Genomic DNA, 9,379 nt, shown 5'->3' on the forward strand with positions numbered 1-9,379 from the left:
CTGATCCTCGGATCAAGTCCGAGGACGACGATGTAAGGTCGACGTCAGTTGCCGAACGCGGCCGCCAGGCGGTCCATGTGGCTCTGCACCGGGTTCAGCGGGGCGTCCTCGACCGCGTCCTGATACATGCGCCGGTCCAGGTGCAGGGCGCGGTCGTACAGGCGATCGGTGCGCACCAGATATTCGATAAGGGCGATGGGCAGGTCCGGGTGGGTCGGATCGACCTCGGTCTTGCGGTCGGCCAGGCGATAGCGCGGCTCGGCCGCCGCCGCCGGGGTCATGTCGCCCTCGCGCACCGCGCGCTGGACCAGCAGCCATGAGGCGATCTGCATCAGCCGCGTGGTCAGCTTCATGCTTTCCGACGCATAGGCCAAGGCCGTGGCCCGCGACAGCAGCTTGGAGTCCCGCCGCCCGTCGCCGTCCAGATAGGCGGCCGTCTCCTCGACCAGGGCCATGCCCTCGGCGAAGGTGCGGTCGAACAGTTCCGACGCGGCGAAGTCGCGCACGACCGTCTCGCGGTCGCGCCCGGCCGTGAAAACGGCCTCGGCGGCGGCATCATGGGCGTCGGAAGAAAACTCGGTCATACGCATGGGGTCCGAAACGGGTCCGTGTCACTGTCGGGCCGGATCGGCGCCGCGCACGGTCGGCCTGCAACCCCCATGCCAGCGGCGACTGACCCATTCCAGATCATGAGCCGAGATTGAACAGGGCGTCGGCGGCGCTGATCTTGGCCTTCTTGGCCTCCAGCGCGGCGCGGATGCGGGCGATTTCCGTTTCCAGGGCGGCGATCCGTTCGTGCAGTTCCTCGCCCGAGTACAGTTCCAGATCCTCGCGCGCCAGGGCGGCCAGAGCCGCGCCTCGCTGGGGTCGGGGGTCCAGATCGTCGAAGGTCATTGCCGCCTCCCTTGGCCTTGCGCCCTGCAAACCCCTATCTGAACGCCCGCAGACGGACGATTGCAAGGGAAAGCCGCCGCCATGAAGGTCATCGACATCGCCGGCGGCCACGGCCCGGCCCAGGCTCTGACGCTGGCGGAACGGCCCGACCCGACACCGGGACCGGGCGAGATCCGCATCCGCGTGGCCGCCGCCGGGGTGAACCGGCCCGACATCGTCCAGCGCAAGGGCCTGTATCCGCCGCCCCCCGGCGCCTCGGACATCCTGGGGCTGGAGGTCGCCGGAACCGTCGATGCGGTCGGCGACGGGGTCGAGCGCTGGCGCGTCGGCGACCGGGTCTGTGCGCTGCTGGGCGGCGGGGGCTATGCCGAGTTGGCCGTGGTCGACGCCCGGCACGCCCTGCCGGTTCCCGGCGACCTCGACCTGATCCAGGCCGCCGCCTTGCCCGAGGCCGTCTTCACCGTCTTCGCCAATGTGTTCGAGGCGGGGGGGCTGAAGGCCGGCGAGACCCTGCTGGTCCATGGCGCGACCAGCGGCATCGGCGTCACCGCCATCCAGATGGCCAGGGCGGCCGGCGCGCGGGTGGTCGCCACCTCGCGCGGATCGGACAAGGCCCAGGCGGCGCGCGACCTGGGCGCGGACCTGAGCCTGGACGCCACGACGGACGACATGGCCGCCGCCATCGCGGAGTTCGGCGGCGTGGACGTGGTGCTGGACATGGTGGGGGCGGACTATGCGGCCCTGAACCAGGGCGCGCTGAAGGCGGGCGGGCGCTGGGTCGTCATCGCCACCCAGTCGGGCGCCGTGGCCCAGATCGACCTGATGCGGCTGATGCTGAAACGGATCGTGGTGACCGGATCGACCCTGAGATCCCGCCCAGCGGACGAGAAGGCGCGACTGGCGCGGGCGGTTGAGGATGTCGTCTGGCCCTGGGTCGCAAACGGTCTGGTCCGGCCCCGGATCGATGCGGTCTATCCGCTGTCGCAGGCGGCGGACGCCCACCAGTGGCTCGAAGCAGGCGGGCATGTCGGAAAGGTGGTCCTGACAGCATGAGGCCGGCCCGTCGAAACGGACCGGCCCCAGCCTCAGTCACTTAGCCTCAGGCGTTCAGATCACCAGCGGCCGCCGCCACGCGCCGGACGCATGGACGAGATGCGGTCGTTCAGGCCCCAGCGGTCCAGGTTGCGGACGTCGCCGTCGATCACCTGGCAGTTGCCGCGGAAGAAGGCGTCGGTGCAGACTTCCCAGCGGCCGCGCATCTGCATCGAGCTGATGGCGTCGTTGAAGCCGGTGCGATCCAGGTTCGGCATTTCACCATTGAAGGTGGTCGAGGCGCCGCGGAAGTTGGCGTCGCGATAGACGGTCACCGAATCCCGGCCACCGCCCCAGCCGCCGCCGTTGTTGCCACCGCCCCAGCCGCCACCGCCGCTGTTGCCGCCGCCCCAACCGCCGCCATTGTTGCCGCCGCCGTTACCCCAGCCGCCGCCGTTATTGCCGCCGCCGCCGCGATCTTCATAAGACCCACGGTTCGGGCCGCAGATCAGCAGGCCGTCGTTATTGGTGATGTCGTGCGGGGTGCAGCGGCTCAGTTCGATCGAGGTGCCGCGCATCCGGCCGCGCGTGTCGCGGCAGTCGGCGTACAGGCGGCCCTGGTTCACATAGGAACCCGAACAGCTTTGCGCATAGCTGCCGCGCGGGGCGACCCGTTCGGCCATCGGCGGGGCGCGATCCTGCGCCGGCGCCGTCATCATGGTGGCCGCAGCAGCGGCGGTGGCGAGCAACATCATGGATCCCTCCATCTAACAGTCCCTGGCGCTTCAACGCGCCGATGAGGAACAGAGTTCAACATGCCACATGAACCTTGGCTGTACGACACTGTCGGGCAGCGTTTTCTTTTCAGGCGAATGGGACTATATCGGCTCCAATCGCGCCCGGCCGAAAGGTCGGGCGCCGTCGTATCCAACGCCTGGCTTCGCCGGGCCATTCGCCGGGACATAGCCCCATGACCGACATTCTGATGCCCAAGGCCACCGCGGTCTGGCTGGTCGACAACACCTCGCTGACGTTCGAGCAGATCGCCGATTTCTGCGGCCTGCACCCGTTGGAAGTGCGCGGCATCGCCGACGGCGATGTGGCGCGCGACATCCGCGGCGCCGATCCCCTGGTCAACGGCCAGCTGACCCGCGACGAACTGGACAAGGCCCACGCCGATTCCAACTATCGCATGAAGGCGGTGGTCAGCCGCCACGCCGAACTGCTGAAGCCGACCAAGACCGGGCCGAAATACACCCCCGTCTCGCGCCGCCAGGACCGACCCGACGCCATCGCCTGGTTCGTGCGTCACCACCCCGAAGTGACCGACGCCCAGATCGCCAAACTGCTGGGCACCACCAAGGCCACGATCGAAAGCGTGCGCAACCGCACCCACTGGAACAGCCCCAACATCAAGCCGGTCGATCCGGTGACCCTGGGCCTGGTCGGCCAGCTGCAGCTGGACGAAGTGGTCAAGAAGGCCGCCGAGAAGAAGGCCAAGGACGACGCCAAGCGCGGCGGCCCGACCCTGGACGCGGCGGCCGAGGAAGCGGTCGAGGCCGAACCCGAAGCCCCCGAAGTCGACGAGCGCGATCAGGGCGGCCACACCGCCGAATCCGTGTTCGGCCCGCGCGACTGACCATCCGTCGCTTTCCGGCATGAAAAACGGCCCCGGGTTCGCCCCGGGGCCGTTCGCATTTTCAGCTCGGATCGGCCGTATCAGCCGGCCCCGGCCTGTAGGGTGTTGATCTCTTCCTTGAGCCGCAGCTTGCGCTGCTTGAGACTTCTCAGCTGCAGCGAGTCCGCGGCGGGATGGATCATCTCCTGGCGGATGGCTTCTTCCAGCTGGCGATGACGATTGCCCAGTTCGCGGATACGAGCATCAATAGTCATGGCTTGCGCCTCCTTGGCTTAGGGACCACACAGTCAGCGCCCGGACCCGGCCGCTTGTGTAATCACATTCCAGTGACGCGCGGCGGCCCGGCCCGGACCCGAAGCAGACTGGACTCCAAATTGGCCCATCCCGTGAACGGAGCCGTACGGAACCCGCCCTCGCGCCTGGTCGTGGGGATTTCCGGCGCATCCGGCGTGACTTACGGCGTGCGCATGCTGGACGCCCTGCGCGACTTGGGCGTCGAAAGCCATCTGGTCGTCAGCCGCGCGGCGCTGCTGACCCTGTCTCAGGAAACCGATCTGACGCCGGACGATCTGGCGTCCCGCGCCGATGTGACGCACCGCCTGGCCGATGTGGGGGCCTCCATCGCGTCCGGTTCGTTCAAGACCATGGGCATGGTCATCGCCCCCTGTTCGGTGCGGACCATGGGCGAGATCGCCACCGGCGTGACCTCGTCCCTGCTGACCCGCGCCGCCGATGTGACGCTGAAGGAGCGCCGCCCCCTGGTGCTGATGGTGCGCGAGACGCCGTTCCACCTGGGCCACCTGCGCACCATGACGGCCCTGGCGGAAATGGGCGCCGTCATCGCCCCGCCCCTGCCCGCCCTCTATGCCCGCCCCGCCTCTATCGAGGCCATGATCGACCAGTCGGTCGGTCGGGTGCTGGACCTGTTCGGCCTGGACTGGGCGCCGGTGACCCGCTGGACCGGACTGAAGGGCGCCGAATGAGCCTGTGGACCTGGGCCGTGGCGGCCTACGCAAAGCCGGGCGTCTCGGAAGCCTGTCTGGAGCTTCAGGACGCGGGCGGCCAGAACGTCTGCCTGCTGCTTTGGGCCGCCTGGGCCGCCGAGACGGGCCGGGCCCTGGATGACGACGCCCGCGCCGACGCCTGCGACATCGCCCGCGCCTGGGAAGACGCCGCCGTGGCGCCGTTGCGGGCCGTCCGCCGTCGCCTGAAGGCCCGCATCCTGGACATGGACGACGACGCCCGCCAGGCGGTGCGCGATCAGGTCAAGGCGGTCGAGCTGACCGCCGAGCGTCATCTGCTTCAGGCGCTGGAGACCGCCTCTCGACCGGCAGACCGGCCATCGACAGCGCCGTGCATCGACGCCCTGGCCGCCGTCTGCCGCGACTGGTCCGGCACGGCGCCGCGCGCCCTGCTGACGGCGCTGGACCAACGGCTTTCCGCGTGAATCCAGCTCGGCTATAAGCCCCGGCCATGAACGATCACGGTCCCGAGCTGAGCGAGGAAGAGCAGGCCCTGCACGACCGCCTGCGCGACCTGCGTCAGGAACACGCCGATCTGGACGCCTCGATCGAGGCCCTGGGCCATATGCCGATCCCGGACCAGCTGATGATCGCCCGGCTGAAGCGCAAGAAGCTGATCCTGCGCGACGAGATGGTGAAGATCGAAGCCCGGATCTTGCCGGATATCATCGCCTGAGGCGGGGGATTAGGGATTAGGGACTAGGGACTAGGGAAGAGATGGTGTCACCCGCGCACGGCGGCAAAGGCGCTGTCCCCCGCCTAATCCCTAGTCCCTAGTCCCTGCCTTTCTTCCTCACCCACATGGCTGCGTCCGCTTCGGCCAGCCAGGTTTCGGCGTCGGGCTGGCCCGCATAGGCGCGCACACCGAACGAGCCGCCCAGTTGCGCCCGCTCGCCCTGCCAGATGAAACCATCGGTCTCCAGCGCCGTGGCCAGGCGCAGGGCCTTGTCGCGCCCCTCCTCGACCCCCGCATTCAGCATCAGCAGACCGAATTCGTCGCCGCCCAGCCGGCCGACGGCGTCCGATTCGCGCAGGTTGGCCAGCATCAGCTCGGCCACCCGAACCAGGGCCGCATCGCCCGCCGCATGACCCAGCCGGTCGTTGACCCCCTTGAACCCATCCAGGTCCAGATACAGCAGCACAGCCGGCGCCGCGTACCGCTGACAATAGGCCATGGTCCGGTTCACCGCCGCGATGAAGCCCCGCCGGTTCAACGCCGGGGTCAGGACGTCATGGTCCGCCGCCGCCTCGGCCGCCTCGGCCCGCAGGCGCAGGGCCTCGACCTCGGCCCGCAGGCGCGCGATCTCGGCGTTCAGGTCGGTCGCGGCCACGTCGGTCACGAAAAACAGGCTCCGGCAGCGCGACTCACCAGCGGCCGCGCAGGGTCGATGCTAGCGCCCTCGGTTGCGGGCGCAACGCGGCTGCTGTAACGGGCCGTCTTCCGACAGCGGGGAACCCCGACATGGCCGAGACGACGCCTCCCGTCGCCATCATCATGGGCAGCCGGTCCGACTGGCCGACCATGAAACACGCCGCCGACATGCTGGACCGGCTGGGCGTCGGCTGGACGGCCAAGGTGGTCAGCGCCCACCGCACCCCCAAACGCCTGTGGGACTTCGCCTCTGGCGCGCGTGCGGCCGGCCATCGCGTCATCATCGCCGGAGCGGGCGGCGCGGCGCACCTGCCCGGCATGGCCGCGTCCATGACCGAACTGCCGGTGCTGGGCGTGCCGGTGCAGTCCAAGGCGCTGAAGGGTCTGGATTCCCTGCTGTCCATCGTCCAGATGCCCGGCGGCGTGCCAGTGGCGACCCTGGCCATCGGCGAGGCGGGGGCCAAGAACGCCGGCATTCTGGCGGCCCAGATCCTGGCCCTGTCCGATCCGGCGCTGATGGACCGTCTGGCGGCCTTCCGCGACGACCAGACCCAGGGCGTGGCCGAGACGGTCGAGGACTGATGGCCGATTTCCCCCTGTCCCCCGGATCGACCATAGGCGTCGTCGGCGGCGGCCAGCTGGGGCGGATGCTGTCGCAGGCGGCGTCTCGCCTGGGCTTCGACGTGGTGATCCTGGACCCCGAAGAGAATTCGCCGGCCGGCCGGGTGTCGCGCGGCCAGATCGTCGCCGCCTATGACGACGCCACCGCGCTGAACGTCATGGGCCGGGTCTGCGACGTGGTGACCTTCGAGTTCGAGAATGTGCCCGCCGAGGCCATGGAGCGGCTGGCCGAGGGCGGCGCCCGTGTGGCCCCCGGCCCCACCGCCCTGCGCGTCGCCCAGGACCGGGTCGAGGAGAAGACCTTTCTGAACGCCGTGGGCGCCGCCACCGTCGACTTCCATCCGGTCGACAGCCTGGACGACCTGATGGCGGGGCTGGAGCGGCTGGGGACGCCGGCCCTGCTGAAGACCCGCCGCGACGGCTATGACGGCAAGGGTCAGGTGTGGATCAAGTCCGCCCGCATGGCTGCCGACGCCTGGCATATGGTCGGCGAACGCCCGGCGATCCTGGAGGCGCGGGCCGACTTCACCCGCGAGCTGTCGATCATCGCCGCACGCGGCTGGGACGGAAAGATCGCCGTCTATCCGCTGGGCCAGAACCTGCATGCCGGCGGGGTGCTGAAGACCACGGTCGCCCCGGCCGAGGTCGATCCGAAGACCGAGCGCCGCGCCCGCGCGATCGCCAGGGCGGTGCTGGAGGGGCTGGACTATGTCGGGGTCATGGGGATCGAGCTGTTCGACCTGGGCGACGGTCGGCTGCTGGTCAACGAGATCGCTCCGCGCGTGCACAACACCGGTCACTGGACCCAGGACGGCTGCGTCTGCGACCAGTTCGAGCAGCATGTGCGCGCCATCGCCGGCTGGCCCCTGGGGCCGACCGCCGCCCATGCCCGCGTCGAGATGACCAACCTGCTGGGCGACGAAGTGGATCAGTGGACGAAACTGGCCGCCAAGGCCGACGCCCGCCTGCACCTGTACGGCAAGGCCGAGGCCCGCCCCGGCCGCAAGATGGCCCATGTGAACCGGGTGCGGCCGCTGCAGTCCTGACCCGGCTTGCGAGCCTCGCCGATTACCGTTCCGTAAGTTGGCGCACGGCCCGCGTCATGCCAGCGTCCCCGTCGCAATGGAGGGGACCATGACCATCGACACCACGACCGCTGTGCTCAAACAGCCGCCGGTCCGCATCGCCGCCCTGGCCTATCTGGGCACCATCGTCTTCGGCCTATTCGCCGAAGTCGGCACGCGCAGCGGTCTGGACCGCACCGATCCCCAGGCCCTGGCCGCCAGTCTGAAGGCGGGCGAGGCGATGTTCCGCCTGGGCGTGGTGTCCGACCTGGCCATGCTGGTCTGCTATCTGATCGTGACGGCCATCTTCTATGCTGCCTTCCGCCCCTACAGCCGGACCCTGTCGCTGACTGCGGCGGCGTTCAGCCTGACGGGCATCACCGTGCTGGCCATGGGTCTGGTCAATCTGATCGCGCCGCTGATGGTGCTGAACAGCGCAACCGGTCTGACGGATCAGGCCGATCTGGCGGCCCTGTTCCTGATGCTGCACGGGCGTGGCTATACGATCAGCTTGGTCTTCTTCGGCGTCTATTGCCTGATCATCGGCTGGATGGTGGTTCGGTCGCGCCTGGTTCCGGCCGCCATCGGTCTGGTGATGGCCTTCGCCGGCGCCTGTTATCTGCTGAACAGCCTGCGGGTGTTGCTGGACCTGCCGTTGCCGGGCGGGCTGGCGGACTATCTGCTGCTGCCGGGTCTGATTGGCGAGGGCGCGATCAGCCTGTGGCTGCTGGCGCGCGGACTGAACGCCTCGGCCTGGGCGCGGCTGAACGCCCGCCCCTGACATCCCCTCAACGATGCGGACAGCCGGGCCAGCAGCAGGGGCGGCGTTTGCCGTCGCGCAGGTTTTCGGCGCCCCAACGGATGCGTTTTTCTCGCGTCTCGGCCGTCTTGGGCGAGATGACCCAGCAGATCCATTCATTGCGGGCCAGGGGCGTGATGTCCCGCCACGTCGCCAAGGCCGCCGGTTCGCCTTCCAGCGCCCGGCGCAGGTCGTCCGGCAGGTCGTGGACCACCCCGCCGGGAAGGTCGGCTGTCACTGGGGCGCGTCTTCGGTGCGGGCGCCGTAGCGCAGACGGCTGAGCGCCTCGGTCATCTTGCGCAGGGGAGCGTCGAAATCCTTGCCCGCCTTCCACTTCTCGAAGGCCATGACGTTCTCGATCCGGCGCGCGACGAAGGCGTCGGCGGCCTCGCGCCCGTCGAACAGGCGCATCGTCAGGGCCGGGACCAGGATGCCCGACAGGATCGTCCGCTTGGAATAGTGGTTCCAGTCCGTCGCCGTATCCCCGGCCCAGCGCCACAGCAGATCGGCCGTCTCCCACGCCAGTTGCAGCCCCAGGTCGGTGTTGGTCGGCAGGGCCAGGAAGCCGGCGCAGCGCTGGCTGGCCTCATGGTCGGCGGCGGCGGCCTCCAGCCGGGCCGAGACGGCGCGGGCGATGCGTTCGCGGATTTTCAGGGCCGCCGGATCGACATCGGCCAGGGCCTGCATGGCCCGCGCATCGTGCCGTCGCGACAACAGGGCCGCCAGATCGCGCCCGCCATTGGGCAGCAGCAGCTCCTGATCGCCCAGCGACAGGCCGTTCGCCTCGCACGCCGCGCGCACCAGCCGCCCGTTCCAGCCCAGCGCCCCGGCGCGTTCGACGGCGGCGTCCAGAACCGCCTGTTCCATGCGGTCGGCCCAGTCCGGCGATTCGTCGGTGTTGCTCAGGTGCGGCGCCTCGGTCATCGCGACATGATA

At 69.4% G+C, this 9,379-nt stretch carries 15 protein-coding genes; 8 read left to right on the top strand and 7 right to left on the bottom strand.

Features of this window, described 5'->3' with window-relative positions:
• Positions 1-44: 44 nt before the first annotated feature.
• Both Q0581_RS00805 and Q0581_RS00810 read right to left on the bottom strand, forming a co-directional pair.
• Entirely contained in the window at positions 45-584 is a 540-nt protein-coding gene (locus tag Q0581_RS00805) for a DUF1465 family protein (protein WP_298696469.1), read from the bottom strand.
• A gap of 103 nt (positions 585-687) precedes the next feature.
• Positions 688-894, bottom strand: coding sequence for a DUF1192 domain-containing protein (locus Q0581_RS00810; RefSeq protein WP_298696471.1), 207 nt, complete (start codon positions 892-894; stop codon positions 688-690).
• An 81-nt stretch (positions 895-975) separates the two neighbouring features.
• Here Q0581_RS00810 and Q0581_RS00815 point away from each other — a divergent pair, with 81 nt between their 5' ends.
• Positions 976-1,947 (top strand): NAD(P)H-quinone oxidoreductase, encoded by a 972-nt coding sequence (locus Q0581_RS00815; protein WP_298696474.1) that lies wholly within the window; start codon positions 976-978, stop codon positions 1,945-1,947.
• A 59-nt stretch (positions 1,948-2,006) separates the two neighbouring features.
• On the opposite strand, the gene Q0581_RS00820 is transcribed toward Q0581_RS00815, so the two are convergent.
• On the bottom strand, positions 2,007-2,681 hold the full coding sequence (locus tag Q0581_RS00820) for a beta/gamma crystallin-related protein (protein WP_298696477.1): 675 nt from the start codon (positions 2,679-2,681) through the stop codon (positions 2,007-2,009).
• A 215-nt stretch (positions 2,682-2,896) separates the two neighbouring features.
• On the opposite strand from Q0581_RS00820, the gene Q0581_RS00825 reads away from it, so the two are divergent.
• Entirely contained in the window at positions 2,897-3,565 is a 669-nt protein-coding gene (locus tag Q0581_RS00825; RefSeq protein ID WP_298696480.1) for a cell cycle transcriptional regulator TrcR, read from the top strand.
• Between the two features lie 80 nt (positions 3,566-3,645).
• Here Q0581_RS00825 and Q0581_RS00830 read toward each other — a convergent pair whose 3' ends face one another.
• Positions 3,646-3,819: a DUF465 domain-containing protein gene (locus tag Q0581_RS00830; RefSeq protein ID WP_298696483.1), complete on the bottom strand. Its 174-nt coding sequence runs from the start codon at positions 3,817-3,819 to the stop codon at positions 3,646-3,648.
• Between the two features lie 132 nt (positions 3,820-3,951).
• Here Q0581_RS00830 and Q0581_RS00835 point away from each other — a divergent pair, with 132 nt between their 5' ends.
• From Q0581_RS00835 to Q0581_RS00845, 3 genes are read left to right on the top strand one after another with little or no spacing between them, the layout of a single operon-like run.
• Positions 3,952-4,548: a UbiX family flavin prenyltransferase gene (locus Q0581_RS00835; RefSeq protein WP_298696486.1), complete on the top strand. Its 597-nt coding sequence runs from the start codon at positions 3,952-3,954 to the stop codon at positions 4,546-4,548.
• Entirely contained in the window at positions 4,545-5,012 is a 468-nt protein-coding gene (locus tag Q0581_RS00840; RefSeq protein WP_298696489.1) for a TIGR02444 family protein, read from the top strand. The genes Q0581_RS00835 and Q0581_RS00840 overlap by 4 nt, the downstream gene beginning before the upstream one ends.
• A 26-nt stretch (positions 5,013-5,038) precedes the next feature.
• Entirely contained in the window at positions 5,039-5,263 is a 225-nt protein-coding gene (locus tag Q0581_RS00845) for a DUF465 domain-containing protein (protein WP_298696492.1), read from the top strand.
• Positions 5,264-5,360: 97 nt separating this feature from the next.
• On the opposite strand, the gene Q0581_RS00850 is transcribed toward Q0581_RS00845, so the two are convergent.
• Complete coding sequence (locus Q0581_RS00850; RefSeq protein ID WP_298696494.1) at positions 5,361-5,927, bottom strand: GGDEF domain-containing protein; 567 nt, start codon at positions 5,925-5,927, stop codon at positions 5,361-5,363.
• Positions 5,928-6,049: 122 nt separating this feature from the next.
• Between Q0581_RS00850 and purE the strand changes: the two genes are divergently transcribed.
• The 3 genes from purE to Q0581_RS00865 all read left to right on the top strand — a co-directional run bounded on the left by purE (position 6,050) and on the right by Q0581_RS00865 (position 8,425).
• Positions 6,050-6,541 carry a 5-(carboxyamino)imidazole ribonucleotide mutase gene (gene purE, locus Q0581_RS00855; protein ID WP_298696496.1) on the top strand — a complete coding sequence of 164 codons (492 nt, stop codon included), beginning with the start codon at positions 6,050-6,052 and terminating at the stop codon, positions 6,539-6,541.
• On the top strand, positions 6,541-7,626 hold the full coding sequence (locus Q0581_RS00860; RefSeq protein ID WP_298696497.1) for a 5-(carboxyamino)imidazole ribonucleotide synthase: 1,086 nt from the start codon (positions 6,541-6,543) through the stop codon (positions 7,624-7,626). The genes purE and Q0581_RS00860 overlap by 1 nt, the downstream gene beginning before the upstream one ends.
• Positions 7,627-7,714: 88 nt before the next feature.
• On the top strand, positions 7,715-8,425 hold the full coding sequence (locus Q0581_RS00865) for a DUF4386 domain-containing protein (RefSeq protein WP_298696498.1): 711 nt from the start codon (positions 7,715-7,717) through the stop codon (positions 8,423-8,425).
• A gap of 7 nt (positions 8,426-8,432) precedes the next feature.
• On the opposite strand, the gene Q0581_RS00870 is transcribed toward Q0581_RS00865, so the two are convergent.
• Positions 8,433-8,681, bottom strand: coding sequence for a YdeI/OmpD-associated family protein (locus Q0581_RS00870; protein ID WP_298696500.1), 249 nt, complete (start codon positions 8,679-8,681; stop codon positions 8,433-8,435).
• Positions 8,678-9,367: a COQ9 family protein gene (locus Q0581_RS00875; RefSeq protein ID WP_298696502.1), complete on the bottom strand. Its 690-nt coding sequence runs from the start codon at positions 9,365-9,367 to the stop codon at positions 8,678-8,680. The genes Q0581_RS00870 and Q0581_RS00875 overlap by 4 nt, the downstream gene beginning before the upstream one ends.
• Positions 9,368-9,379 lie beyond the last annotated feature (12 nt).

The organism is uncultured Brevundimonas sp. (assembly GCF_937863155.1).
GTDB lineage: Bacteria > Pseudomonadota > Alphaproteobacteria > Caulobacterales > Caulobacteraceae > Brevundimonas.